Here is a 24136-nt window from a genome sequence, read left to right on the forward strand (position 1 = left end):
TTTATTTATTTATACTGGGGTGAGTTGATCCATTAAGTAAAGCGAATAATTGATTTAAATGAGCCCCCTCCCCATAATGGCCCCATCAAGCCAGTGCCCGACCGCGCCGCTCCCCGCTTCTGGCACCGGCCCGCCCCTGACGAGGACCCTCCATGAACGCCAGCACCGACAAGATCCTCTACCTGCTGAAGAGCCAGGGCCCGCAGAGTGCCGCCGCCCTCGGCGAGCAGTTGCAGATGACCTCCATGGGAGCCCGCCAGCATCTGCTCTCCCTGGAGGCCGAGGGACTGGTGGACTTTCGCGACGAGGCCCGTGGCCGGGGTCGGCCGGTGCGGCTGTGGCAGCTGACCGATCAGGCCTGGCAGCGCTTCCCCGATACCCACAGCGAGCTGACCCTGCAGCTCATCGACGACGTGCGGCAGCTCTTTGGTGAGGAAGGGATGGATCAACTCATCGTCCGGCGGGAGCAGCAGATGATGGGTCGCTATCAGGCGGCGCTGACCCAGCCCGCGCTGGCGGACAAGCTGGCGAGCCTCAAGACCCTGCGCAGCCGGGAAGGTTACATGGCGGACATGCGCCAGGAGGAGGATGGCAGCTGGTTGTGGTGGGAGAATCACTGCCCCATCTGCGCCGCGGCGCGGGCCTGCCGGGGATTTTGCCGAAGCGAGCTTGCGATGTTTCGCCAGTTGCTGGCCCCGGCCGAGGTGGAGCGGGAGCAATACCTGCTGGAGGGGGATGCGCGCTGCCTCTATCGCATCCGGCCCTGAGGCCGACGCCCAAAAACAACAAAGCAGGCGCCGGGATGCCTGCTTTGTTGCCTTCGGGGAGGGGATGCTCTCGGTCCAGCCCGCCTGTTCCCGATAAGGTTGGACGGCTGATGGGGTTGATGACCCGGTAAGGTCCTTCACCGCAGAGACCTGGTCGGGTATCTGCTTTGCCACCGGAAGATGGAATTATCATATCCCTGCTGTGGCGGTGAGTGGTTGTGAAGTAGCAGGCTTTTTCGGTTGTTTTTGCAATAGTTCACCCTTAATCTAGAAAAAGTGAATTAGTAATTGCAACGAGGTACGGAGAATGCTGAAACTTGATCGTATAGACAGGCATATTCTGGAGCTGATGCAGGAAAATGGTCGCATCAGCAATCTGGAGCTGGCCGAACTGGTTGGCCTCTCTCCCTCCCCCTGCTCCCGCCGGGTCAAGGCGCTGGAGGATGCCGGTCTCATCGATACCCATGTCACCCTGCTCAACGCCCGCCAGCTGGGGCTGACCCTCACCGCCTACATCCACATCTCCATGGACAGGCACACGCCGGAGCGGTTCGAGAGCTTCGACAAGGCCATTCAGGATCTGCCCGAGGTGCTGGAGTGTGACCTCATCACCGGCAATGATGCCGACTATCAGCTCAAGGTCGTGGTGCGGGACATGGAGCACTACCAGCACTTCCTGCTGGACAAGCTGACCCATATCCCCGGCGTGACCGGGGTGCGATCCAGCTTCGTGCTGCGCCGGATCAAGCACAAGACGGCGCTGCCCCTCAATCACCTGGGGTGAACGTCTCTGCGGGGAGAAAAACAAGAGAGGAGGCCAAGGCCTCCTCTTCGTCATTCAAGGTGTCATTGACGGACTGGCATTCAGACGCTCACCGGACTCACCGCCTGCACCTGCAGCAGCCAGCCGGCCTGCTCATGCTGGGGCTCGCCGCTCAGTCGCAGACGCTCCCCCTCCGGCACCCACTGCCCTTGCGGCAAGGAGACCAGCAGGCTCTCGCTGCCGTTGTCGAACAGCCAGCGATCCTCACCCAATGACTCTATCAAATACCCTTCCATCTCCACTCTGGACTCGGCCTGCCAGGACGGCGCAACGGAATCACGGCTCTCGATGAAATCCCCCTGAACCCCAAAACTGGCCAGCCCCCACAGAATGGAGAGCCCGACGATGGATGATTGCATCTCTTCTCTCCTCCTTTGGCACTGTGGAGCCAGTATGGGAAGAGAAAAATGAGTGCACCATGAACAAGATGGCAAAGTGCAGACGGGATCGCGAAAAAAAACCGGCCAAGGGGCCGGTTGTGTCATTTTATGGCGTCTTGATCACACTATTTGGTGGCTTCCTCTGCCATCCGCACAGACCTTGGCTTATTCGTCCACATGGCCACGCCGCGATGGGCGTCGCAGATCTTCTCATCACTGATGGCCCGCACCCGCACCCCGTCCTTGCAGATGGCCTGCCAGGCGTCAGCATCATCGATCTGCAGCTCAGACGCGGGGGGGGTGCCGCCGGTGCAGGCACCGAGCAGCAAGGCAAACAGGGGTAACATGGCTTTCATCGGATGGCTCCCCAACAAGGTGGTCTGACTCAGCGCCCCAGCTGGGCGGCCAGGCGATCGCAAAGCTGCTTCAACTGGGACAGCTCAGCATCGTCCAGATCCAGCTGGCTGCGCAAGTTGTCCACCAGGCAGCACTCCTTGACCCCTTGTTGCAACTGGCGCCCTGCCTCGGTGAGCCGGATGCACTTCTGCCGCTCGTCTTCGCTGGAGATGGTCCGAGTCAGCCAGCCCTTGCTCTCCAGCCGCTTGACGATGGGGGTCAGGGTGCCGGCATCCAGCCCGGTCTCCTGACCTATCTCCTTGAGGCTGACCTCGTCCCGCGCCCAGAGCGACAGCATCACCAGATATTGGGTGTAGGTGAGATCCAGCTTGTCCAGCAGTGGTCGATAGGCGCGCATCACCGCATTGGAGGCGCTGTAGAGGGCGAAACAGACCTGTTTTTTCAGTTCACTCATGGGACACCTCGCAGACATTGGGGGCCAGTATACCCCAGGAAGAGGGAGGGCTGAATAATTTGCACACAAAGCAGTTGCCAGGCCGTGTATTCAGGTTTAGGCTGCTTTTAACTTGCACGCAAGATAAATCACCCCGGGCCCACTCAATGACTGGACGCCAGGTCCGGGCAGGCGCAGGCTAAACGAGCCATGCCACCCCCACCCCTTTGGAGAGACACCATGAATCAGCTCAGCCACCAGATCCAGCTGCTGCGCCGCCCAAGCGGCCTGCCGACCCAGGATGACTTCAGCCTGCAGGCCGTTCCCCTGCCCCCCTTGCAGGAGGGAGAAGTGCTGGTCGCCAACCAGTGGCTATCGGTGGATCCCTACATGCGCGGCCGCATGAGCGAGGTCAAGAGCTATGTGCCCCCCTTCGCCCTCAACGCCCCCCTGGAGGGCGGTGCCATCGGCACGGTGCAGGCCTCCCGTCACCCGGACTTCGCGGTGGGGGACAGGGTCAGCAGCATGCAAGGCTGGCGCGATGCCTTCATCGCCAAACCGGCGCAGCTGACCCGGCTGCCCGCCACCGACCTGCCCCCCCAGCGCTTCCTCGGCGCTCTCGGCATGCCGGGCATGACCGCCTGGGCGGGGCTGCACAAGGTCGCCCAGTTGCAGGCGGGTGAGACTGTGCTGGTCTCGGCCGCCTCCGGCGCGGTCGGCACCATGGTGGTCCAGCTCGCCAAGCGAGCCGGGGCCCGGGTCATCGGCTCCACCGGTTCCGCCGACAAGGTGGCCTATCTCAAGACCCTGGGGGCCGATGCGGTGATCAACTACAAGGAGACGCCGGATCTCGATGCCGAGCTGGCCCGCCTCGCGCCGGACGGCATTCAGGTCTACTTCGAGAATGTCGGCGGCGCCCTGCTGGAAGCGGCCCTCAACCACATGGCGCTGCACGGACGTATCGTATTGTGCGGCCTCATCGAGCAGTACAACAGCCAGGGGGGCGCCAGCGGCCCGCGCAACCTCTCTCAAATCATCCGCAAGCGCATCCTGCTGCAGGGGCTGCTGGTGTCCGATCACTGGCAGCACTACGGCGACTTCCTGGCCGAGGCCATTCCCGCCTTCGAAGCCGGAGCCCTGCAGAGCGAGGAGACCGTCTATGAGGGGCTGGCCAGCATGCCGCAAGCCTTCATCGGATTGTTCGAGGGCCGCAACACCGGCAAGATGCTGGTCAAGCTGGGCTGATGATCGGTGCTGGCCGCTGAACCGGGAAGCTCCGGGATCGGCGCCAGATGGCGGACGGAGGACGTAGCCCATCGCCAAACCGGGCCAAACCGGGATGACAGCTATCGCTTAAACAGATGCATTGTATCCACATCCATCCGATTTTGAGATAGAAGCGTCGGCACTGCCGTCCTGGGTGCTTGCGAAACGGGCCCATCCGTCCTAAGGTGGGCCCGTTTTTTTATGCTGTCCGCCCAGCGGGTGAGGTGTCGTCTCTCCCCGCACACCGACGGATGGGCAGCGTGCCCGATGTCTCAATCCCAGCAAGGAGCGCCCATGTCCACTCCCTATCCCCGCGTCGGTGTCGGCGTCATCCTGACCAATGCGGCAGGCCAGGTACTGCTTGGCAAACGCAAGGGCAGTCACGCCCCCTACTGGTCCATCGCCGGCGGTCATCTGGAGTTGGGGGAGAGTTTCGAATCCGCCGCCATCCGCGAGGTGGCCGAGGAGACGGGCTTCGTCATCACGACTCCCCGCGTCATCGCCGTCACCAACAATCTGGAGACCTGGCGCGAGAGCGGGCTGCACTATGTCTCCGTCACCCTGCTGGCAGAGGTGGAAGGGGAGCCCCAACTGCTGGAGCCCGAAAAATGCGAAGGCTGGGTCTGGTGCGATCCCCGCGCCCTGCCCGAGCCCCACTTCGATGCCAGCCGTCAGTCCATCGCCTGCTGGCTGGCAGGTCGTTGCTATCTGCCTCAGGCCGACCAGCCAGCCTGATCACGCGATAGCGCGATAACTCTGTGATCATGCTTTGCCCGCTGGCCGGAGATGACGGTTTTTCCCGCTCAGGCCAGCCAATCCAGGCCCGCGTCGCCGGGGCTGGCCACCCGTCATCAAATCATCACAAAACTGTCATATGCTCCAGGGGCGAATTCGGAGTGTGAGGTGAGGGTGACGAGGGTAACGGCGGTTTTCCTGCAATTTCTGTGGCTGGGGTGCATCAGTTTTGGTGGCCCGGCCGCCCATATCGGCTATTTCCAGCGCACCTTCGTCCAGCGCCTGGGGTGGCTCAACCAGGCCGAATTTGCCCGCCAGCTGGCCCTGTGCCAGTTGCTGCCGGGGCCGGCCTCCAGCCAGCTCGGTTTCGCCATCGGGCGCCAGCATGCGGGGCTCTATGGCGCCCTGGCCGCCTTCATTGGCTTCACCCTTCCCTCCTTCCTGCTGCTGTTTGCCGCCGCCATCGGCCTCGCGCAACTGGGGGAAAACCTCTGGCTGGATGCCGTCCTGCACGGCCTCAAGCTGCTGGCGCTCATCGTGGTGGCCGATGCGGTGTTCACCATGAGCCGCCAGTTCTGCCAGAGCCGGTTGCACCAGGGGATCATGGTGGTGAGCGCCGCCGCACTCTGGTGGCAACCCGGACTCCTGACCCAGATCCTGTTGCTGGGCGGGGCCGCCCTGCTCTGTGCCCGCCTTGGCCGGGGTGACGACACGGAACCGCCCGCCTCTCTGGCCCCAGGCATCCGGGCTCACCAGCCTCATTGGCCGACCCTGCTGTTGTTCGTCCTCTTGCTGATCGGCCTGCCCCTGCTGGCTCAGGGGCCCGCCAGCCAGCTGTTTGCGGACTTCTATCGGGCAGGCAGCCTGGTGTTTGGCGGCGGTCACGTGGTGCTGCCTCTGTTGAGCGAGGGGCTAGGGCAGACCCTGAGCCAACCGCAGCTCATGACAGGTTATGGCCTGGCCCAACTGGTACCCGGCCCGCTGTTCACCCTGGCGAGTTATCTCGGCGCCCTGCTGCTGCCGGCCGCCCCCCTGGCGGGAGCCCTGCTGGCAACGCTCGCGCTATTTTTGCCGGGCTTTCTGCTGCTGTGGGCCGTCGGCCCCTGCTGGCAGCGCTGGCTCGCCCACCCCGCCCTCGCAGGCGCCGTGGGGGGCATCAACGCCGCCGTGGTCGGGTTGCTGCTGGCGGCCCTCTATCAGCCGGTGTGGCAGAGCGCCGTGCAGGCCCCCACCGATCTGGCGCTGGCCGCTCTGGGCTTCTATCTGCTGCGAGTCCTGACGCTGCCCATCCTGCCTCTGGCCGCCCTGCTGGTGACGGCCAGCCTGCTGCTGCACTGACGCCCACGGCCTGACGCCCATAAAAAAACGGCGCCCCTGTGAAGGGACGCCGCTTGTCATCTCGTTGCACGCAAGGCTTCACGCGTCGGGATCGAAATCCAGACTCAGGCTGTTGACACAGTAGCGCTGGCCGGTCTCGGTCGGCCCGTCCGGGAAGACGTGCCCCAGGTGGGAGCCGCACTGGCTGCAGGTGATCTCCACCCGGGTCATGCCGTGACTGCGGTCTTCCGTGTAGTTCACCCGCCCCTCGATGGCCCGATCGAACGAGGGCCAGCCGCAGCCCGAGTCAAACTTGGCATCTGAGTGAAACAGCACGCTCTTGCAGCAGACACACTGGTAGTCCCCACTCTTGCGATTGTGGAGCAGGGCGCCACTGTAGGGGCGCTCTGTGCCCTTCTCCCAGCAGACGTGGAACTGCTCAGGGCTCAACCTGGTGCGCCATTGCTCGGGATTGTTGCCGCTCATACTGACTCCTTGCCTCTCAAACCGATGCCCAGCATACCCACTCGGGGGCCCTGACTCTAGCCCGCCAGCGGGAACTGTGATCCCGTTGGCAACACGGCGGCAACATCCGTCGTCGTCGTGACCCCGTCTGCCGCCAGCGCCACCGCCGACAGAGCGACCCGCTCCAGCAGCTTGAGGGAGCGGGCATGACCCACCGCCACCTGGCGCTTGACGTCATCGGGCAGGAAGGGCATGCCATCGTTGGTGGCGGTATCGATGAGCTGGACCCACTCCATCCCCTCTCCCGCCGTCGGCAGGTGGAACTGGATGTCGTAGTCGCTGGCGTTGAACAATACGTACCAGCGCTCCCCACCGCAGTCGAGCATGCCGATGTCCATGGCAAACGCCTGTCCCATGGGCGCATGCCACTCCTGCTCGGTCAGCTGGTGGCCGTCTGGATGATACCAGTTGACCTTGTGGCAACTGGTCGCCTTGCCATTCCAGCTGTCATCGACCAGTTGCAGGTTGGAGAAGACGTTGGATTCTGCGCGCAGGGCCATCATCTGGCGGGTGAAGGCGAGCAGCCGCTCATCCTCCGGCCGCCACTGCCAGTTGACCCAGCTGATCCTGTTGTCCTGACAGTAGGCGTTGTTGTTGCCGAGCTGGCTGCGGCCCATCTCGTCCCCGGCCAGGAAGTGCGGCGTCCCCTGGGAGAGTAGCAGGGTCGCTATCAGGTTGCGCTTCTGCTGCTGACGCAGGTTGTTGACCCGCGGATCCAGCGTCGGCCCCTCCACCCCGTGGTTGTAGGAGAGGTTGTTGCCATGACCATCCCGGTTGTCTTCACCATTGGCCTGGTTGTGACGCTGGTTGTAGGAGACCAGATCCTCCAGGGTGAAGCCGTCGTGGTAGCAAAGGTAGTTGACACTGGAGTGGGGGGCGCGCCAGTTCTTGGGGAAGAGATCCCGCGACCCCACCAGCCGGGTGGCCAGATCCCCCATCTTGCCCCCGTCCCCGCGCCAGAAGGCGCGCACGGTATCGCGATAGCGGTCGTTGACCTCCAGCCACCGGCTCGGGAACTGACCGAGACGATAGCCGAAGGGACCGATGTCCCAGGGCTCGGCGATGAGCCTGACCCGCGCCAGCACGGGATCCGCCATCATGGCCTTGAAGAAGGCGCTCATGGGGTCGAACTCCCCCGCTTCCCGGGCCAGGGTCACGGCCAGATCGAAGCGGAAACCATCAACCTGCATCTCGGTTACCCAGTAGCGCAGGGCATCCAGCACCAGCCGCAGGCTGTTGGGGTGATCCAGATTGACGCTGTTGCCACAGCCGGTGACATTGGCGTGACGGCTGTAGTCCGGGCCATGGGCCCCGCTCTCGAAGGCATAGTAGCCCGCGTTGTCGAACCCCTTCAGCGACAGCATGGGGCCGTCAAAGCCCGACTCGGCGGTGTGGTTGTAGACCACATCCAGGATCACCTCGATCCCGGCCCGGTGCAGCTCGCGCACCATGGTCTTGAACTCGGTCACCGCCTCTCCCGAGCCGTAGCGCGGTTCGGGAGCGAAGAAGGCGATGGGGTTGTAGCCCCAGTAATTGGTGAGCCCGATCTGGGCAAGCCTCGGCTCGGACATGTAGGCCGCCACCGGCATCAGCTGCACCGCCGTGATGCCGAGCGACTGCATGTGTTCGATCATCAGCGGATGGCTGACCCCGAGGTAGGTGCCGCGCAGCCCTTCCGGGATGCCCGGATGCTGGCGGGTGAGCCCCTTGACGTGCGTCTCGTAGAGCACGACCCGCTCCGGCGGCAAGGCCGGCTTGCCGACCCCCTGCCAGTCGAAAGCGTCATCCACCACCACCGATTTGGCCACCATGGCCGCGCTGTCCCCCTCGTAGAGGCCATCGTCCCAGTGGGTCGATCGACTGAGGGCCCGGGCATAGGGGTCGATCAGGAGCTTGTCCGGATCGAACAGCATGCCCTCGTCCGGGGTGCCATGGACCCGATAGCCATAGCGCTGGCCGGCTTTCACCCCGCGCACATGGCCGAAGCGATACTGGCCGCGCTGGCCGGGCAGGGTCAGCCGGACCAGCTCCTGCTCCTGCTCGTCGAACAGACAGAGTTCCACCTTGTCCGACTGAGGCGCCCAGACACAGAAGTGGCAACCCGTCTCGTCCAGACGGGCGCCCAGCGGGTAATCCACCCCGGTTTCCATTACAAACATCAAGACTCCTGTTTGATGAACAAGGTCGCGAGCGGCGGCAGGTCCAGCACTATGCTGTGCGTCATCCCCTGCCAGGGGGTCGGCTCGGCGACGAAGGCCAGGCCCACATCATAGTTGCTGCCCCAGTAATGCTCGCTGTCGGTGTTGAGCACCACCCGATAACCACCGGACGCCGGAACTCCTAGCCGGTAACCGATACGCGGCACGGGCGTGAAGTTGCTGGCCACCATGACGGGATTTTCACCCTGTTTGTTCGCCCTCAACCAGGCGAAGATGCTGTTGTCCGCGTCCTGATGATCCAGCCAGCGGAAGCCGCTGCGCTCATAATCCGCCTCGAACAGGGCGGCATCATGACGATAGAGCTGGTTGAGGTCGCGGATCAAGCGCTGCTGGCCACCGTGCTTGGGGTATTGCAGCAGGTGCCAGGGCAGCTGGGCGTCGTGATTCCACTCGTTGCTCTGGGCGATCTCGGTGCCCATGAAGTTGAGCTTCTTGCCGGGGTGGCCGTACATGAAGCCCATGTAGGCCCGCAGGTTGGCGGCCTGCTGCCACTCGTCCCCCGGCATCTTGTAGAGCAGGGAGTGCTTGCCGTGCACCACTTCGTCGTGGGACAGGGCCAGGATGAAGTTCTCGTCATAGTGATACACCATGGAGAAGGTCATCTCGTTGTGGTGGTAGCGGCGGTGGATGGGCTCCTTCTGCATGTAGCTCAAGGTGTCGTGCATCCAGCCCATATTCCACTTGAAGCCAAAGCCCAGCCCCCCCAGGAAGGTGGGTCTGGAGACCCCGGCGAAGGCGGTGGACTCCTCGGCGATGGTCATGGCGTGAGGGTACTTGCCGTACACCTCCTCGTTGGTCCACTTCAAGAGGCTGATGGCCTCGTAGTTGTGGTTGCCCCCGTCGACGTTTGGCACCCACTCGCCGGCGTTGCGGGAATAGTCCAGATAGAGCATGGAGGCGACCGCATCCACCCGCAGCCCGTCCACATGGAACTTGTCCAGCCAGAACAGGGCGCTCGCCACCAGGAACTGGCGCACGTTGTTGCGACCGAAGTCATAGATGTAGGAGTTCCAGTCCGGGTGCCAGCCCCGGCGTGGATCCTCGTACTCATAGAGCGGGGTGCCGTCGAAACGGGCCAGGCCGTGGGCATCGGACGGGAAGTGGGCGGGCACCCAGTCCAGGATGACCCCTATCCCCGCCTGGTGGCAGCAGTCCACGAAGTACTTGAAGTCGTCGACACCGCCGAAGCGGCTGGTGGGGGAGAACATGCCCACCGGCTGGTAGCCCCAGGATCCGCTGAAGGGGTGCTCGGAGACCGGCATCAGCTCGATGTGGGTGTAGGCCATCTCCTTGACATAATCGACCAGATCCACCGCCAGCTCGCGCCAGCTCAGGCTGTCACCGTTCGGGTGGCGCTTCCAGGAGCCTGCGTGCAGCTCGTAGATGGAGATGGGCTGCTCCCGCTTGTCATTGCGCTGGCTCTCGCGCCAGGCGGCATCCTGCCACTGATACTGGTCGTGGTCATGGATGACGGAGGCGAACGACGGGTACTGCTCGCAGTAGAAACCCACCGGGTCGCTCTTGTGGGGCAGACGGTTGCCCGCCGGATCCTTCAGCTCGAACTTGTAGCGCTCTCCGGCCTTGAGACCGGGCACGAACAGCACCCAGTGACCGCACTGGCTGCGCTGCATGGGGTGGCGGCGGCCATCCCAGAAGTTGAAGTCACCGATGAGGCTCACCGCGCTGGCGCTCGGGGCATAGACGGCGAAGCGCACCCCCTCCACCCGCTGGCCGAGGTGTTCGACGGTGCGCAGTTGAGCGCCGAGGGTGTGGTAGAGGTTTTCCGGCTGGTGGGTCAGCTCCGCCAGTCCTTCCCAGGCGGCGGCCTGGAACTGATAGGGATCGATGAATTCGGTACTGGCATCGGGGTAGCTGGCTGTCAGCTGATAGGGGAAGGGATACTTGCGGCGAGTGAAAACAGTTTCAAAAAGGCCCGATTCATCGGTGGGGGTCAGGGTGGCAACGATTTTGCCTGACTTGAGATCCCTGACGCGGACCTCCAGGGCATCGGGCAGCCAGGCTGTCAGCTTGAGGCCTGGCCCACCCGGATTGGCCAGCAGGCCTAGGGACGAGAAGGGATCGGCACAGCGGGCGGCAACCAAACGTTCAACGGGCATCGGCATTTCCTTTCATGGCTGAACATCCGCGCCGGCCGAAGCCGGAGCGGATAAATATGAGTCAGTTGGCGACGCTGGCTCAACGACCGGCCTCATGACGAGCCAGGCTCATCTTGCTTGCCAGTGCCTTGAGCGCCTCGTCGGCAAAGATATCTTCCAGATCCCGGGAGAGCTTGCGACGCCAGTTGGGGTACTCATAGCTGGTACCCGGCACGTTCACCGGCTTGTCCATCTCCAGCCAGTCTTCCAGCTGGGTGCTGAACAGGGCGCAACTGCCGCGGGACATGTGCAACTGCAGGCCGTGGTTGAGTTCGGTGTTCATGCCGACCCAGTTCACGTCGTGACTGATGTTGCCCGAGATGACCCCGTGGGCATGCAGGCTGTCGAGGATCCGCTGCTTGGCCTGGTGGCGATCAGCATACAGGGTCTTGAGTACTGCTTCATCCGGGTACAGACCCAGCTCGCGACCCAGCGCCAGATCGTCGCAATGCCAGAAGCCCTTGAGGGTCGGCATGTCGTGGGTGGTCAGGGCCGACATCGCCTGCTCGGTGTAGTGAGCCGGGGAGATGAAGCCGCCATCCGCCTTGGAGCGCTCGAAGAAGAACACCTTGTAGGAGTGGACGCCGTTCTCCTTGAGGGTCACATCGATGCCTTCCGGCACGGTGCCGAGATCCTCGCCGATCAGCAAGCACTGATTGCGGTGGGATTCGAGCGCCAGGATCCCCAGCAGGTCGTTGACCGGGTAATAGATGTAGGCGCCCTTGGCGGCGGATTCTCCGGGCGGCACCCACCACAGGCGCAGCAAGGCCATCACGTGATCGATACGCAACGCGCCGCAGGAGCGCATGTTGGCGCGGAACAGATCCACCATGGGCTGATAGGCCGCCTCGAACAGCTGGTTCGGGTTCATGGGGGGCAGGCCCCAGTTCTGACCGAGCGGGCCCAGGATGTCGGGCGGCGCACCGACCGAGGCTTTCGGGCAGTAGAGATCCCGGTTCGCCCAGATCTCGGTGGAGCCTTCGGAGACACCCACCGCCAGATCCCGGTAGATCCCCATCACCATGCCGGCCGCCTTGGCACGGGCGTCTGCTTGCGCAAGCTGTTCGTCTGCCAGGAACTGCAGATAGAGGTAGAAGCTGACATCGGCCTGATGCTCGGCGGTCCAGCTCGCCACCTCGGGATTGTGATAGTCGCGGAAGGCATCCGGCCAGACCGGCCACCCCCAGGCATTGTCACCCTGGTCGTAGAAGTGGGCCTGCAGGGCATCGAACACCGCCTGCTGTTGCAGGCTGTCGCCACCGGCCGCCACGAAGGCATCGAAGCGGGCCTGGCGCTCGGCGGTCAGTTTCCCCTGATCGAACACCTGGCGCAGCATGCCGATCTTGGTCTGGATGACACCGGTGTAATCGACGTTATCCTTGGCCCGCAGGGAGGCCAGCAACTGCTGGAACGCAGGAGAGGCAACCTCGGCCTTGAGCCGCTCGTTGGCCAGAAACTCCGGCACCGTCTCCACGTTGATGTAGGCCACGTTGAGCCAGCGGCGGGAGGAGGGACTGTAAGGACTGGCGCTCTCCGGGTTGGCCGGGTAGAGGGCGTGAATGGGGTTCAGACCGACGAAGTGAGCGCCCCAGGCGGCGGCTTTCTCGACCAGCTGGCCGAGATCGCTGAAATCGCCAATGCCCCAGTTGTGGCGGCTGCGCAGGCAATAGAGCTGCACGCTCGGCCCCCACACCTTCTGGCCATTGGCGATGGGCGCCTGCTTGTAGCAGGACTTGGGGGCAACGATGAGGCGCATGGTGGCGAGCGGCTCGTCGTTGCCCTCCTCCAGCAGCACCAGCTGGTGATAGCCGAGCTCGGGTTGCGCAGCCAGTGCCACGCGATAGGCCTGGCACTCCATCTCCTCGAATTCGGCGACCCCGACCAGCTCCCCGTCAATGGGGGTGATCTGACCGGACAAAATGGCGCCATGTTCCTGCACCAGTTGCCAGCTGAGGGCGTCGTTCACGAACTCCAGGGGCAGGCGCACTTCCAGGCTGATGGGTTCGCCGCTGCGCACCACCATCACGGGATCCAGAGCCCGCAGCCAGTGCTGGCGGTGCTCCTCTTCCAGCTGCTCGGTCAGGGCATCCTCGTCATCGACGCGATAACCCATGGCGCCCAGCATGGCGGCCTTGCTCTCTTCCGATACCTGGGCCGGATTGCCCCAGGCATCAACATACTCACTGGCAATACCTTTGGCGGCAGCCAGCTGTTCAATCAGGGTGGTCATAGTTTGAGAATTCCCGCTGTGGATTCTATCTATATGATTAATTTTTATGGGTGGTACTTGAACAGTGGCTCTATGGGCCATGCTAAACCGCGCACATTTTTACATATCTCCCCGGCTGGATGTGTGACCGGACAGGCACTATTGTTGATCGCTGTGGCGGCAATCGGCTGATGACGGATTCAACAAAAGTTGGTAGCCAGTTACATAAACCGAAAATAAATTTCACAGTTTTTCATGATATAGCGCAATTTCGCGCAGATTGTTGGTTGACTCACGGGGGAGTTCTAGTAAATTTACAAACGGAATTTTCTTTGACTACTGAACAGTTAGGTAACCAATTATGACTATCAAAGTAGGTATTAACGGTTTTGGCCGCATCGGCCGTTTCGTATTCCGTCTGGCCGCTGAGCGCAACGACATCGAAGTTGTTGGTATCAACGACCTGATCGACGTTGACTACATGGCTTACATGCTGAAGTACGACTCCACTCACGGTCGTTTCAATGGCACCGTTGAAGTCAAAGACGGCAACCTGGTTGTCAACGGCAAAACCGTACGTGTTACCGCTGAACGTGACCCGGCAAACCTGAAATGGGGCGACATCGGTGTTGATGTTGTTGCCGAAGCTACCGGTCTGTTCCTGACCGACGAGACCGCTCGCAAGCACATCGCTGCCGGCGCCAAGAAAGTCGTACTGACCGGTCCGTCCAAAGACGCGACCCCGATGTTCGTCATGGGCGTTAACGACGCCACCTACGCTGGCCAGGACATCGTTTCCAACGCTTCCTGCACCACCAACTGCCTGGCCCCCATCGCCAAGGTTCTGAACGATACCTTCGGTATCGAATCCGGCCTGATGACCACCGTTCACGCTACCACTGCTACCCAGAAGACCGTTGATGGTCCGTCTGCCAAAGACTGGCGCGGTGGCCGCGGTGCGGCTCAGAACATCATCCCGTCCTCTACCGGTGCTGCCAAGGCCGTTGGCGTGGTTATCCCCGAGCTGAAGGGTCTGCTGACCGGTATGGCCTTCCGCGTTCCGACTCCGGACGTGTCTGTTGTTGACCTGACCGTCAACCTGAAGAAAGCCGCTACCTACGCTGAAATCTGTGAAGCCATGAAGGCTGCCTCCCAAGGCGCCATGAAGGGTGTTCTGGGTTACACCGAAGACGAAGTGGTTTCCACCGACTTCCTGGGTGAGCGTCAGACTTCTGTATTCGACGCCAAGGCTGGTATCCAGCTGAACGACAAGTTCGTTAAAGTTGTATCCTGGTACGACAACGAAATGGGCTACTCCAGCAAGGTTCTGGATCTGATCGCTCACATCTCCAAGTAATTTGGGATGCGCAATCAAGTAGCATGAAAAAGGCGGCCATTGGCCGCCTTTTTGTTGTTTTCAGTTTTCATCATGGCAGGAGCCCACATGCAATCCATTCGTCCCCTGACAGCCCACTGCAAGCTCGCCAACAACGCCACGGGTCTGCCCGTGCTCACCATCAACAATGACAGCGCCCAGGCCGAAATCAGCCTGTTTGGTGCCCATGTGCTGAGTTACCAGCGCCATGGCGAGCCCGCCTCCCTCTGGCTGAGCGACAAGGCCGTGCTCGATGGCAGCAAACCCATTCGTGGCGGCATCCCCCTGTGCTGGCCCTGGTTTGGCCCCTCCCCCGCCCGGGTGGGTCAGGGCAAGCCGGCCCACGGCTTCGCCCGCACCACCCTGTGGACCCTGGATGGCGTCTCCGATCACGAGGATGGCACGCTCGTCCATCTCTCGTTGCGTGACAACGAGGCGACGCGCGCCCTCTGGCCCCACGCCTTCGAACTGGAGCTGGACGTGCTGGTGGGTAAGGAGCTCTCCCTGGTGCTGACCACCCGCAACACGGGCAGCAGCCCCATCGTCTACAACGCGGCCCTGCACACCTATCTGCAGATAAGCGCGCCAGAGGCCGTCAGCGTCAGCGGGCTGGGTGAGCCCTACCTCGACAAGCTGAGCGGCCAGGATGAGCGGCAACAAGGCATTCTGACCCTCTCAGGGGCCATGGATCGCATCTACCGCCAGCCCGAGTCCGTGGTGCGGCTCAAGGATGGTGCACGCACGACCCAGGTGATCAGTGGCAATCACGACAGCGTCGTGGTCTGGACCCCCTGGCTGGAAGGCGCCAGCGCCATGGCAGACATGAGCGACGATGGCTATCGCACCATGCTCTGCATTGAGGCGGCCATCACCGCCGATGCCGGCATGACCATAGCGCCGGACGAAGAGCACAGCGTCTCTACCGTGATCCTCTGATCCACGGCTTGTCTCATGCAGAAGGGGCACCCACTGGGTGCCCCTTTTTTGTATTTCCAGCGACGGATCAGGCGTTGCCTTGCGTCTTCAACTTGAGTTCGGCGGCAAAGTTCAGCATGCGATCCAGCGGGATCAACGCCTTCACCCGCAGCGCCTCATCCACCAGGATCTCGTGGCGCTCGGCGCCGTCGGTCAACGCCTCCTTGATCGCCACCAGGCCGTTCATCGCCATCCAGGGGCAATGGGCACAACTGCGGCAGGTGGCCCCATCCCCACCCGTGGGCGCTTCGACCATCTCCTTGTCCGGGCAGGCCTGCTGCATCTTGTAGAAGATGCCACGATCGGTCGCCACGATGAGTTTGCGCTGTGGCAGCTCTTTGGCTGCCTTGATGAGCTGGCTGGTGGAACCCACCGCATCGGCCAACTCGATGACGGAGGCGGGGGACTCCGGGTGGACCAGCACGGCGGCATCCGGGTTCTGAGCCTTCAGATCCCGCAGAGCCCGCGCCTTGAACTCGTCGTGGACGATGCAGTGACCCTGCCAGCGCAGCATCTCGGCGCCGGTCTTCTTCTCGATGTAGGCGCCGAGGTGGCGATCCGGGCCCCAGATGATCTTGTGACCCTGGCTGTCCAGGTGCTCCACGATCTCCAGCGCGATGCTGGAGGTCACCACCCAGTCGGCACGGGCCTTCACCGCCGCCGAGGTATTGGCGTAGACCACCACGATATGGTCTGGGTGAGCATCGCAGAAGGCGGAGAACTGCTCGATGGGGCAACCCAGATCGAGGGAGCATTCGGCCTCCAGAGTCGGCATCAGCACCCGCTTGTGGGGGCTCAGGATCTTGGAGGTTTCCCCCATGAAGCGCACCCCCGCCACGATCAGGGTCTGGGCGGCGTGATCCCGGCCGAAGCGGGCCATCTCCAGGGAGTCACCGACGAAGCCGCCGGTGGCTTCCGCCAGCGCCTGGATCTCGGGATCCGTGTAATAGTGGGCGACCAGCACCGCCTGCCGCGTCTCGAGCAGCGCCTTGATCTCGGTGATCAGGGCCGCCTTCTGTTCGGCAGTCAGGGGAGCCGGCTTGACCGGGAAGGGGTAGTCCATCTCGACGGCAGGAGGGACACTGCTCAGTGCATTGCTCATTGCGACTGTTCCATCAACGCTTGGAAAGGCGAAAATTATACCCAGAAGCCGGCCACAAACCCATCAGCAAATCCGGGGCTCGGGCTAAGTCTGCTTCGCCACTGGAAATTATGCTCCCTGCCAGCCCGCCGGAGCGCAGAAACGAAAAAGCCCGCTATGCAGCGGGCTTCTGGCTTTCTTTGACAAGAAAGTGGTGGTCGTTACTGGGCTCGAACCAGTGACCCCCTCCTTGTAAGGGAGGTGCTCTCCCAGCTGAGCTAAACGACCTGGGAATTCAGTGAAATGATGGTGGGTCGTGCTGGATTCGAACCAGCGACCAATTGATTAAAAGTCAACTGCTCTACCGACTGAGCTAACGACCCATCGTAATCATTTTTAAAGCATGGTGGTCGTTACTGGGCTCGAACCAGTGACCCCCTCCTTGTAAGGGAGGTGCTCTCCCAGCTGAGCTAAACGACCTGGGAAACAGTGAAATGATGGTGGGTCGTGCTGGATTCGAACCAGCGACCAATTGATTAAAAGTCAACTGCTCTACCGACTGAGCTAACGACCCATCGTAATCATTTTTAAAGCATGGTGGTCGTTACTGGGCTCGAACCAGTGACCCCCTCCTTGTAAGGGAGGTGCTCTCCCAGCTGAGCTAAACGACCTGGGAAACAGTGAAATGATGGTGGGTCGTGCTGGATTCGAACCAGCGACCAATTGATTAAAAGTCAACTGCTCTACCGACTGAGCTAACGACCCATCGTAATCATTTTTAAAGCATGGTGGTCGTTACTGGGCTCGAACCAGTGACCCCCTCCTTGTAAGGGAGGTGCTCTCCCAGCTGAGCTAAACGACCTGGGAAACAGTGAAATGATGGTGGGTCGTGCTGGATTCGAACCAGCGACCAATTGATTAAAAGTCAACTGCTCTACCGACTGAGCTAACGACCCATCGTAATCATTTTTAAAGCATGGTGGTCGTTACTGGGCTCGAACCAGTGACCCCCTCCTTGTAAGGGAGGTGCTCTCCCAGCTGAGCTAAACGACCTGGGAAACAGTGAAATGATGGTGGGTCGTGCTGGATTCGAACCAGCGACCAATTGATTAAAAGTCAACTGCTCTACCGACTGAGCTAACGACCCATCGTAATCATTTTTAAAGCATGGTGGTCGTTACTGGGCTCGAACCAGTGACCCCCTCCTTGTAAGGGAGGTGCTCTCCCAGCTGAGCTAAACGACCTGGGAACTCGGTGGTCAAGATGGTGGGTCGTGTAGGGATCGAACCTACGACCAATTGATTAAGAGTCAACTGCTCTACCGACTGAGCTAACGACCCATCTTGAACCTGTCACCAACCGCATGTGGCGGGCAGTGCAAAACATGGTGGTCGTTACTGGGCTCGAACCAGTGACCCCCTCCTTGTAAGGGAGGTGCTCTCCCAGCTGAGCTAAACGACCTGGGAATACGGTCTTCACCTTGAAGTGAAGAAATGGTGGGTCGTGCTGGATTCGAACCAGCGACCAATTGATTAAAAGTCAACTGCTCTACCGACTGAGCTAACGACCCTCACCACGACCAGATTCGAGTGCACTGCTGCACCGGCTCTGACGGCGGCCTATATTACGGATTTATCATCCTTGCGCAATAGAAAATTCTCAAATTAAATCTGTTTGCTCACTGTGCATACAAAGCCGGGCACTGTTTACAAGAGTGTTACGAAAACAGTGACCTACGGCAATGTTACAGCTTGCTCAGACTCTGCTTGGCAAGCTGGGCCGGCGAGGTGTTCGGATACCCCTTTATCACCTGCTCATAGAAGTTTTTGGCTTCCGCCTTCTTGCCATCGAGCTGCGCCAGCATGCCGAGCTTGAGCAAGGCATCGGCCCGCTTGGGTGACTTGCTGTACTTGGTCGCGACCGTGGTGAACTGGGCGGCGGCACCGGTTCTGTCCCCCTTGTTGAACATCAGCTGGCCAAGCCAGTAATGGGCATTGGGCACATAGCTGGAGTTCGGGAACTGCTTGATGAAGCCCTCGAAGGCGGGAATGGCCTTGTCGTAGTTCTTCTCCTTGAGCACCATGTTCACCGCGGCGTCATAGGCCTGGTTCTCGCTCTGATTGGTCGAGTAGTTGGCCGCAGCGGCGGGTGTGGCAGCGGCTGCCGGTGTCGCTGGCGTGGCGGCTGGCTGGCTGTTTGCTACCTTGTCGAGCTCCTGATAGAGCTGACGCTGGCGCTCCTGGGACTGCTCCATCTGGTAGGTTTGCTGTTCCAGCTGACCACGCAGCTCGGAGACCTCCCCTTGCAGGGAATCCACCTGTTGCTGCAGATCGGCCTGCAGACGCAGGCGGGCGTTGAGGGTGCGCTCCAGCAAGGCAACCCTGTCTTCCAGACTGCCTGTTGGCACGATGGCACCATTGTTGCCGCTGAGCGCGACACTGCTGCCACTGTCACCGCTGAGATCGCTCACCGGCGCGGCCGCCTGGGCGTTCAATGCGACCAGCATGGTCAGCACGATCGGCGTTAGCTTGTACACAGATTTCATTCGGATCAAACCTTAGCGTTGGGTGCAAGCAGAGCGGCCATCACGGCAGTCGCTTGCTGATACATAAATTTCATTCGGATCAAATCGGCACATTCGATGTAAATAAAACGGCCATCAAGATGGCCGTTAGCTTATACACGAATTTTGTTCACTTCAAACCTTAGTAAACCAGGACCGCGCGGCGGTTTTTGGCAAAGGCTTCTTCGGTGTGAGACAGATCCAGCGGCTTCTCTTCGCCATAGCTGACGATGGAGAGCTGCTCGGCCTGAACACCCAGGGTTTGCATGTACTTGGCAACAGCCTTGGCACGACGCTCGCCCAGGGCGATGTTGTATTCCGGCGTGCCGCGCTCATCGGCGTGGCCTTCGATCAGAACCTTGACGCTCGGACGCTCACGCAGGTAGCTGGCGTGGGCATCCAGCAGGTCGGCGTACTGACCCTGAATGTCGTAACCGTCATACGGGAAGTAGATCACGTTGTCGCGCTGCAGCGCTTCAAACTTTTGACGCATCTGTTCTTCCGGGGACAACATGCCGTTGGCGCCACCGGTTTGTACACCGCCCATGCCGTCGGTCATGCCAGACTCGGCACCAGCGGCGTCGGAGTCAGAGGAAGAACTACAGGCAGCCAGGGTGAACAGTGGCAGTGCGATGGCCAGACCCTTGAGCAGTTTATTGAGTTGCATGCTATTTCCTTAAACCTTTATAACAAAACAAAAAACAATCGATTTTTTTATCAATTCAAGAAGGGCGACCAAGCTGGTGCACGAATTTCACCGCTATTGGTCGGGAGCACTGCCTTGAAGCGACCGTCGGTCGACACCAAAGCCAGACTCTTGCGACCTTGATAGATGGTGGCATAAATGATCATGCTGCCATTGGGAGCCACACTTGGCGACTCATCCAGAGCACTCTGGGTCAACACCAACATGGCTCCATTTTCCATATCCTGGCGAGCGATGCGATATTGTCCCTGAACCCGGGTCACCATCACCATGGACTTGCCGTCCGGAGTGATGGATGCACCTTGGTTGGAATCTCCTTCCCAGGTCATCCGGCGAGTGACACCAGTCGCCAAATTTACGCTATAAATCTGGGGTTTGCCACCACGTTCAGAGGTGAACAGCAAAGTTTGACCATCCGGCATCCAGGAGGGTTCGGTGTCGATGGTACGGTTATTTGTGACTCGAGTGAGTTGCTTGCTAGCAACATCAACAACATAGATATCCGGCTGACCATCTTTGGACAAAACAATAGCCAATCGACGACCATCCGGTGACCACTCAGGAGCCCCGTTGATGCCGCGGAAACTGGTGATCAGGCTGCGCTGCTGGCTGTAGATATCCTGCACATAGATCTCGGACTTCTGGTTCTCGAAGCTGACATAGGCCAGCTTGCTGCCATCCGGTGACCAGGCCGGAGACATCAGCGGCTCGCGGGAGCGCAGCAGAGTCTTCTCGTTGTAGCCGTCGTAATCGGAGATCCGCAACTGGTACGGGAACTGGGTGCCCTGCTCCACCGACACATAGGCCAGACGGGTCAGGAAGGCGCCACGTTCACCGGTCAGGCGCTCATAGACGATGTCGGAGATGCGGTGGGCGAACTGACGCATCTGGGCACCCGGGATGGTCGCCATGCGGCTATCCAGGATATAGCCGTTGGCCTCCCCGCCCTGGGTCTTGGCCAGCTGGCCCTTCAGCACGTCGACCAGCTCGAAGTTGATCTTGTAGGAGCCATCCCCTACCGCAGAGACGGTACCCACCACCACGGCTTCCACCCCTTGGGAGGCCCAGGGTGCGAAGTTGATCTCGCCGCTGGTGCTCGGGGTCTGCGGCATCTGGCCACGGGCCAGGGGCTTGAACTTGCCGCTGCGCATCAGGTCGTTGGACACCACCTCGGCGATGTCCTGGGGCAGTTGACCATTACCTTCCCACTTGAAGGGAGCAATGGCGATGGGACGTGCGCTGTCGATGCCGCCGGTGATGACGATGTCCAGGGCCGCCTGAGCGCTCTGGCCCAGCAGAAGGCAGCCAACCAAAGCAAAAAACACTTTTCTTATCATGGCTTAAATACTCTGTTCCAAAAAAATGAGAGGTGAAAATCCTTTATCAGCAGAAGCTGCCAATCACAATCTGTTACTCAGTTGTATCACGCTTAGATGCTTGGTTCTAACTTGAGGTTAAACTCCTTCAACATCTCGAACGCCGCAGGATCCTTCGGCACCGGCAGTTGATTCGCCTTCAGTACCGCCGCCTTGCCGGAGCGGCAAACTGCAGGGTCACCCTGACCATTGTCCACCGAGATGACGAAACCGGTACTGGCCAATTTGACACCGATAGTACAGGTTTTGCCCCGCATGGTGGGGTCCAGGATCATGTAGCGCTCCACCGTGGCCTTGATGAGCGCGGCGTACTTGTCCACTTCCCCCTTGGCGGCAGCAGATGCAGCCTGACTGCGGGCATTGGCCTCAGCGGCCAGTTGCTGCTCCATCATGGCTTCCATCTCTTTTTGCAACTTGGCTTCTTCCGCCGCCTTGCGCTTGCGCTCAGCCTCTATCTTGGCCTTCTTGTCGGCTTCTGCCTTCGCCTTCTTCTCTGCGTCAGCTTTTGCCTTCTTGGCAGCTTCATCTGCGGCTTTCTTGTCGGCCTCCGCCTTGGCTTTCTTCTCGGCTTCTGCCTTGGCTTTCTTCTCAGCCTCGGCCTTGGCCTTCTTGTCGGCCTCCGCCTTCTTGGCCGCATCAGCCTTGGCTTTCTCGTCGGCCTGCTTCTTCTCCAGTTCTTCTTTCTTTTTCTTCAACGCCAGCGCCTTGGCCAGCTCTTCTTCCTGACGCTTGGCTTCCGCCTTGGCCTTGTCGGCTGCCTGCTTGCGGGCTTCCTCGGCCTTTTGAGCCTTCTCTTCCGCCTGCTTCTGCTCGGCGACCTTCTTCTGCTTCTCGGTCTCGGCCTTGCGGGTCGCCTCTTCGGCTTCCTTGCGCTTGGTCTCGGCGATGCGCAGACGCTCTTGCTCCTGCGCCAACTCGCGTTTGGCCTGATCGGCGTCTTCCTTGTCCTTTTCCTTTTGCTGCTGGACCGCTTTGGGCTGTGCCTGCTTCTGCTGCTGGATCTGCTGTGCCTGTTGTTCCAGGAAGTCGCTGTCCAGCATCACCGCGTTGACGATCTGTCCCTTTGACTCGGGACGCTTGGGCTTGCTGAAGTCGATACCGACCAGCAGTATGATGCCGATGATCAGATGCAGCAGCAGCGACGCGACGAGATAACCGGAAATACCACGCTTCACATCCATCTCCGTCAGTTCACCGGATCCGTCATCAGGCCAACCTGAGGCACACCGGCTTTCTTGAGGGCGACCATCAACAGGATCACCTCTTCGTAGCGCACGGACTTGTCACCGGCCACCACCACGGGGGCGTTCTGGTTGATGGCGAGATACCCCATGGCCTTCTCGGTGATGTATTGCTGCATCGCCTCGGGCGTGCCGCTCGGCACCGGCTCGTCGTCCGCTTCACCCGCCTTGATGACGTACTCCCCTTCGGTGTTCACGCTGACGATGAAGGGGGGCTTGGCATCCTCGGGCAACTGCTCGGATTCCGCCTGGGGCAAGTCGACCTTGACCCCCTGGGTGATCACCGGCGTCACCGCCATGAAGATGATGAGCAACACCAGCATGACGTCGATGTAGGGCACCACGTTGATCTCGGCGACCTTCTTGCGTCGGATCCGCTGATAGGTTTGCATTTACTTCTCACCCTGCTGTGCAATTTGGCGGTTCAGGATAGTCGTGAACTCGTCCATGAAGTTGGCGTAGGCGTTTTCCAGTCGTTCCACCTTGTTGGTGAAGCGGTTGTAGAAGATGACCGCCGGGATGGCCGCAAACAGACCCATGGCGGTGGCGATCAATGCCTCCGCGATGCCCGGTGCCACCATCTGCAGGGTGGCCTGCTGAACCTGACCCAGGGCGATAAAGGCGTTCATGATCCCCCAGACGGTACCGAACAGACCGATGTAGGGGCTGATGGAGCCGATGGTCGCCAGAACCGGCAAGTTGGACTCCAGATCGTCCACCGCGCGGGACAAAGAGACGCGCATGGCACGATAGGTACCGTCCATCACCGCATCCTGGCCACGGGCACCGGCCTTGAGCAGACGGGCATACTCCTTGAAGCCGGAGTAGAAGATGTCTTCCATGCCTTCGATGTCATCGCGGCGGGAGGAGGACTCCTGATAGAGACGGTTGAGATCGACCCCGGACCAGAATCTGTCCTCAAACTGCTCGGAGGCCTGATTGGCCGCCTTGATGGCCTTGGAACGCTGGATGATCAGCGCCCAGGAGACGACCGACATGCCCATCAGGGTCATCATGACCAGTTTGACCAACAGACTGGCTTGCCAGAACAGGCCAATAAACGAAATTTCAGCGTGCACTTAACAGCACTCCCTTGATATTTTCAGGTATTGCGACAGGTTTCATTTGCGGATGACTGACACAGGCTATCTGTACCATGGCCTGGGTGATCAGTCGTCCATCAGCCGCCAGGATCCGTTGTGAAAAACGCATGGATGCGCGTTTCACTTCAGTCACTTGCGTCAATACGGTCAGTAGTTCATTGAAGCGGGCTGCGGCGCGAAAATCGATCTCGGTCCGACTCACCACGAAGGCAAGCCCGGCCTGCAGCAGGACGTCCTGCTCGATGCCGCCGGCACGCAGGAATTCGGTACGTGCCCGCTCCATGAACTTGAGATAATTGGCGTTGTAGACGATGCCTCCAGCGTCCGTGTCCTCGTAGTAGACACGCACCGGAAACTCAGAGACTTCCCCCATAAAAATCTGTGATCCATTCGACAGTCAGATGGGGGGCTATCATAGCGCAGGGCTGAATAGGAAAGAAGCAGGGGGAGACAGGGAAATCCCATCCTCCACTATTTTTTATGGCAGGAAATATTTCAGGCTAGATCCATGCCAAGAGAAGTCACTGGC

At 60.6% G+C, this 24136-nt stretch carries 22 protein-coding genes and 14 tRNA genes; 7 read left to right on the forward strand and 29 right to left on the reverse strand.

Features of this window, described 5'->3' with window-relative positions; genetic code table 11:
• Window positions 1-152: 152 nt before the first annotated feature.
• On the forward strand, window positions 153-767 hold the full coding sequence (locus ABNP46_RS17390) for a helix-turn-helix transcriptional regulator (protein ID WP_349919502.1): 615 nt from the start codon (window positions 153-155) through the stop codon (window positions 765-767).
• A gap of 307 nt (window positions 768-1074) precedes the next feature.
• Window positions 1075-1551, forward strand: coding sequence for an Lrp/AsnC family transcriptional regulator (locus ABNP46_RS17395; protein WP_349919504.1), 477 nt, complete (start codon window positions 1075-1077; stop codon window positions 1549-1551).
• An 80-nt stretch (window positions 1552-1631) separates the two neighbouring features.
• Here the strand turns inward: ABNP46_RS17395 and ABNP46_RS17400 are convergent, their stop codons facing one another.
• The 3 genes from ABNP46_RS17400 to ABNP46_RS17410 form a co-directional block, all read right to left on the reverse strand.
• On the reverse strand, window positions 1632-1949 hold the full coding sequence (locus tag ABNP46_RS17400; RefSeq protein ID WP_349919506.1) for a hypothetical protein: 318 nt from the start codon (window positions 1947-1949) through the stop codon (window positions 1632-1634).
• A gap of 146 nt (window positions 1950-2095) precedes the next feature.
• Entirely contained in the window at window positions 2096-2326 is a 231-nt protein-coding gene (locus ABNP46_RS17405; RefSeq protein ID WP_349919508.1) for a hypothetical protein, read from the reverse strand.
• Between the two features lie 29 nt (window positions 2327-2355).
• Window positions 2356-2781 carry a MarR family winged helix-turn-helix transcriptional regulator gene (locus ABNP46_RS17410; RefSeq protein WP_349919509.1) on the reverse strand — a complete coding sequence of 142 codons (426 nt, stop codon included), beginning with the start codon at window positions 2779-2781 and terminating at the stop codon, window positions 2356-2358.
• A 219-nt stretch (window positions 2782-3000) separates the two neighbouring features.
• On the opposite strand from ABNP46_RS17410, the gene ABNP46_RS17415 reads away from it, so the two are divergent.
• The 3 genes from ABNP46_RS17415 to chrA all read left to right on the forward strand — a co-directional run bounded on the left by ABNP46_RS17415 (window position 3001) and on the right by chrA (window position 6099).
• Window positions 3001-4005, forward strand: coding sequence for an NADP-dependent oxidoreductase (locus ABNP46_RS17415; RefSeq protein WP_349919511.1), 1005 nt, complete (start codon window positions 3001-3003; stop codon window positions 4003-4005).
• 315 nt (window positions 4006-4320) lie between these two features.
• Window positions 4321-4761 carry a nucleotide triphosphate diphosphatase NUDT15 gene (locus ABNP46_RS17420; RefSeq protein WP_349919512.1) on the forward strand — a complete coding sequence of 147 codons (441 nt, stop codon included), beginning with the start codon at window positions 4321-4323 and terminating at the stop codon, window positions 4759-4761.
• A gap of 174 nt (window positions 4762-4935) precedes the next feature.
• On the forward strand, window positions 4936-6099 hold the full coding sequence (gene chrA / locus ABNP46_RS17425) for a chromate efflux transporter (RefSeq protein ID WP_349919513.1): 1164 nt from the start codon (window positions 4936-4938) through the stop codon (window positions 6097-6099).
• A gap of 78 nt (window positions 6100-6177) precedes the next feature.
• Here the strand turns inward: chrA and msrB are convergent, their stop codons facing one another.
• From msrB to malQ, 4 genes are all read right to left on the reverse strand, one after another.
• On the reverse strand, window positions 6178-6564 hold the full coding sequence (msrB, locus tag ABNP46_RS17430) for a peptide-methionine (R)-S-oxide reductase MsrB (RefSeq protein ID WP_349919514.1): 387 nt from the start codon (window positions 6562-6564) through the stop codon (window positions 6178-6180).
• 56 nt (window positions 6565-6620) lie between these two features.
• Window positions 6621-8762: a glycogen debranching protein GlgX gene (glgX, locus tag ABNP46_RS17435; protein WP_349919516.1), complete on the reverse strand. Its 2142-nt coding sequence runs from the start codon at window positions 8760-8762 to the stop codon at window positions 6621-6623.
• A complete protein-coding gene (glgB, locus tag ABNP46_RS17440) occupies window positions 8762-10939 on the reverse strand; it encodes a 1,4-alpha-glucan branching protein GlgB (RefSeq protein WP_349919518.1) in 2178 nt (725 codons plus the stop codon). The genes glgX and glgB overlap by 1 nt, the downstream gene beginning before the upstream one ends.
• Before the next feature lie 79 nt (window positions 10940-11018).
• Window positions 11019-13208, reverse strand: coding sequence for a 4-alpha-glucanotransferase (malQ, locus tag ABNP46_RS17445; protein ID WP_349919520.1), 2190 nt, complete (start codon window positions 13206-13208; stop codon window positions 11019-11021).
• Window positions 13209-13548: 340 nt separating this feature from the next.
• Between malQ and gap the strand changes: the two genes are divergently transcribed.
• Complete coding sequence (gene gap, locus ABNP46_RS17450) at window positions 13549-14544, forward strand: type I glyceraldehyde-3-phosphate dehydrogenase (protein ID WP_100859352.1); 996 nt, start codon at window positions 13549-13551, stop codon at window positions 14542-14544.
• Between the two features lie 87 nt (window positions 14545-14631).
• Window positions 14632-15498 carry a D-hexose-6-phosphate mutarotase gene (locus tag ABNP46_RS17455; protein WP_349919522.1) on the forward strand — a complete coding sequence of 289 codons (867 nt, stop codon included), beginning with the start codon at window positions 14632-14634 and terminating at the stop codon, window positions 15496-15498.
• A gap of 67 nt (window positions 15499-15565) precedes the next feature.
• Here ABNP46_RS17455 and nadA read toward each other — a convergent pair whose 3' ends face one another.
• The 22 genes from nadA to ybgC form a co-directional block, all read right to left on the reverse strand.
• Window positions 15566-16639: a quinolinate synthase NadA gene (nadA, locus tag ABNP46_RS17460; RefSeq protein ID WP_349919524.1), complete on the reverse strand. Its 1074-nt coding sequence runs from the start codon at window positions 16637-16639 to the stop codon at window positions 15566-15568.
• Window positions 16640-16830: 191 nt separating this feature from the next.
• Window positions 16831-16906, reverse strand: a tRNA-Val gene (locus ABNP46_RS17465).
• A gap of 19 nt (window positions 16907-16925) precedes the next feature.
• A tRNA-Lys gene (locus tag ABNP46_RS17470) sits at window positions 16926-17001 on the reverse strand.
• Window positions 17002-17022: 21 nt separating this feature from the next.
• Window positions 17023-17098 (reverse strand) — tRNA-Val (locus ABNP46_RS17475).
• Window positions 17099-17116: 18 nt separating this feature from the next.
• Window positions 17117-17192: transfer RNA gene (locus tag ABNP46_RS17480), tRNA-Lys, on the reverse strand.
• 21 nt (window positions 17193-17213) lie between these two features.
• Window positions 17214-17289: transfer RNA gene (locus ABNP46_RS17485), tRNA-Val, on the reverse strand.
• 18 nt (window positions 17290-17307) lie between these two features.
• Window positions 17308-17383: transfer RNA gene (locus ABNP46_RS17490), tRNA-Lys, on the reverse strand.
• Window positions 17384-17404: 21 nt separating this feature from the next.
• Window positions 17405-17480, reverse strand: a tRNA-Val gene (locus tag ABNP46_RS17495).
• Window positions 17481-17498: 18 nt separating this feature from the next.
• Window positions 17499-17574: transfer RNA gene (locus ABNP46_RS17500), tRNA-Lys, on the reverse strand.
• Between the two features lie 21 nt (window positions 17575-17595).
• Window positions 17596-17671, reverse strand: a tRNA-Val gene (locus ABNP46_RS17505).
• Window positions 17672-17689: 18 nt separating this feature from the next.
• Window positions 17690-17765: transfer RNA gene (locus ABNP46_RS17510), tRNA-Lys, on the reverse strand.
• A gap of 21 nt (window positions 17766-17786) precedes the next feature.
• Window positions 17787-17862: transfer RNA gene (locus ABNP46_RS17515), tRNA-Val, on the reverse strand.
• A gap of 20 nt (window positions 17863-17882) precedes the next feature.
• Window positions 17883-17958 (reverse strand) — tRNA-Lys (locus ABNP46_RS17520).
• 45 nt (window positions 17959-18003) lie between these two features.
• Window positions 18004-18079, reverse strand: a tRNA-Val gene (locus ABNP46_RS17525).
• A 33-nt stretch (window positions 18080-18112) separates the two neighbouring features.
• Window positions 18113-18188 (reverse strand) — tRNA-Lys (locus ABNP46_RS17530).
• Window positions 18189-18362: 174 nt separating this feature from the next.
• Window positions 18363-19163 carry a tol-pal system protein YbgF gene (gene ybgF, locus ABNP46_RS17535; RefSeq protein ID WP_349919525.1) on the reverse strand — a complete coding sequence of 267 codons (801 nt, stop codon included), beginning with the start codon at window positions 19161-19163 and terminating at the stop codon, window positions 18363-18365.
• 160 nt (window positions 19164-19323) lie between these two features.
• Window positions 19324-19848 carry a peptidoglycan-associated lipoprotein Pal gene (gene pal / locus ABNP46_RS17540; RefSeq protein ID WP_100859355.1) on the reverse strand — a complete coding sequence of 175 codons (525 nt, stop codon included), beginning with the start codon at window positions 19846-19848 and terminating at the stop codon, window positions 19324-19326.
• Window positions 19849-19898: 50 nt separating this feature from the next.
• Window positions 19899-21224, reverse strand: coding sequence for a Tol-Pal system beta propeller repeat protein TolB (gene tolB / locus ABNP46_RS17545; protein WP_349919526.1), 1326 nt, complete (start codon window positions 21222-21224; stop codon window positions 19899-19901).
• A 92-nt stretch (window positions 21225-21316) separates the two neighbouring features.
• Window positions 21317-22444, reverse strand: a complete 1128-nt coding sequence (gene tolA, locus ABNP46_RS17550; RefSeq protein WP_349919527.1) for a cell envelope integrity protein TolA — start codon at window positions 22442-22444, stop codon at window positions 21317-21319.
• A gap of 5 nt (window positions 22445-22449) precedes the next feature.
• Entirely contained in the window at window positions 22450-22896 is a 447-nt protein-coding gene (gene tolR, locus ABNP46_RS17555) for a protein TolR (protein ID WP_005331545.1), read from the reverse strand.
• Window positions 22897-23583: a protein TolQ gene (gene tolQ, locus ABNP46_RS17560; RefSeq protein ID WP_349919529.1), complete on the reverse strand. Its 687-nt coding sequence runs from the start codon at window positions 23581-23583 to the stop codon at window positions 22897-22899.
• Window positions 23573-23980: a tol-pal system-associated acyl-CoA thioesterase gene (gene ybgC, locus ABNP46_RS17565; RefSeq protein ID WP_349919530.1), complete on the reverse strand. Its 408-nt coding sequence runs from the start codon at window positions 23978-23980 to the stop codon at window positions 23573-23575. Before ybgC ends, tolQ begins: the two co-directional genes overlap by 11 nt.
• Window positions 23981-24136 lie beyond the last annotated feature (156 nt).

Origin of the sequence: Aeromonas veronii (assembly GCF_040215105.1) — a bacterium.
Taxonomy (GTDB): domain Bacteria; phylum Pseudomonadota; class Gammaproteobacteria; order Enterobacterales; family Aeromonadaceae; genus Aeromonas; species Aeromonas veronii_G.

What these genes read in the sequence shown, in the direction of transcription:
- ABNP46_RS17390 (WP_349919502.1), top strand. Translation starts at nt 153, where the DNA reads ATGAACGCCAGCACCGACAAGATCCTCTACCTGCTGAAGAGCCAGGGC.
- ABNP46_RS17395 (WP_349919504.1), top strand. Translation starts at nt 1,075, where the DNA reads ATGCTGAAACTTGATCGTATAGACAGGCATATTCTGGAGCTGATGCAG.
- ABNP46_RS17400 (WP_349919506.1), bottom strand. Translation starts at nt 1,949, where the DNA reads ATGCAATCATCCATCGTCGGGCTCTCCATTCTGTGGGGGCTGGCCAGT.
- ABNP46_RS17405 (WP_349919508.1), bottom strand. Translation starts at nt 2,326, where the DNA reads ATGAAAGCCATGTTACCCCTGTTTGCCTTGCTGCTCGGTGCCTGCACC.
- ABNP46_RS17410 (WP_349919509.1), bottom strand. Translation starts at nt 2,781, where the DNA reads ATGAGTGAACTGAAAAAACAGGTCTGTTTCGCCCTCTACAGCGCCTCC.
- ABNP46_RS17415 (WP_349919511.1), top strand. Translation starts at nt 3,001, where the DNA reads ATGAATCAGCTCAGCCACCAGATCCAGCTGCTGCGCCGCCCAAGCGGC.
- ABNP46_RS17420 (WP_349919512.1), top strand. Translation starts at nt 4,321, where the DNA reads ATGTCCACTCCCTATCCCCGCGTCGGTGTCGGCGTCATCCTGACCAAT.
- msrB (WP_349919514.1), bottom strand. Translation starts at nt 6,564, where the DNA reads ATGAGCGGCAACAATCCCGAGCAATGGCGCACCAGGTTGAGCCCTGAG.
- glgX (WP_349919516.1), bottom strand. Translation starts at nt 8,762, where the DNA reads ATGTTTGTAATGGAAACCGGGGTGGATTACCCGCTGGGCGCCCGTCTG.
- glgB (WP_349919518.1), bottom strand. Translation starts at nt 10,939, where the DNA reads ATGCCCGTTGAACGTTTGGTTGCCGCCCGCTGTGCCGATCCCTTCTCG.
- malQ (WP_349919520.1), bottom strand. Translation starts at nt 13,208, where the DNA reads ATGACCACCCTGATTGAACAGCTGGCTGCCGCCAAAGGTATTGCCAGT.
- gap (WP_100859352.1), top strand. Translation starts at nt 13,549, where the DNA reads ATGACTATCAAAGTAGGTATTAACGGTTTTGGCCGCATCGGCCGTTTC.
- ABNP46_RS17455 (WP_349919522.1), top strand. Translation starts at nt 14,632, where the DNA reads ATGCAATCCATTCGTCCCCTGACAGCCCACTGCAAGCTCGCCAACAAC.
- nadA (WP_349919524.1), bottom strand. Translation starts at nt 16,639, where the DNA reads ATGAGCAATGCACTGAGCAGTGTCCCTCCTGCCGTCGAGATGGACTAC.
- ybgF (WP_349919525.1), bottom strand. Translation starts at nt 19,163, where the DNA reads ATGAAATCTGTGTACAAGCTAACGCCGATCGTGCTGACCATGCTGGTC.
- pal (WP_100859355.1), bottom strand. Translation starts at nt 19,848, where the DNA reads ATGCAACTCAATAAACTGCTCAAGGGTCTGGCCATCGCACTGCCACTG.
- tolB (WP_349919526.1), bottom strand. Translation starts at nt 21,224, where the DNA reads ATGATAAGAAAAGTGTTTTTTGCTTTGGTTGGCTGCCTTCTGCTGGGC.
- tolA (WP_349919527.1), bottom strand. Translation starts at nt 22,444, where the DNA reads ATGGATGTGAAGCGTGGTATTTCCGGTTATCTCGTCGCGTCGCTGCTG.
- tolR (WP_005331545.1), bottom strand. Translation starts at nt 22,896, where the DNA reads ATGCAAACCTATCAGCGGATCCGACGCAAGAAGGTCGCCGAGATCAAC.
- ybgC (WP_349919530.1), bottom strand. Translation starts at nt 23,980, where the DNA reads ATGGGGGAAGTCTCTGAGTTTCCGGTGCGTGTCTACTACGAGGACACG.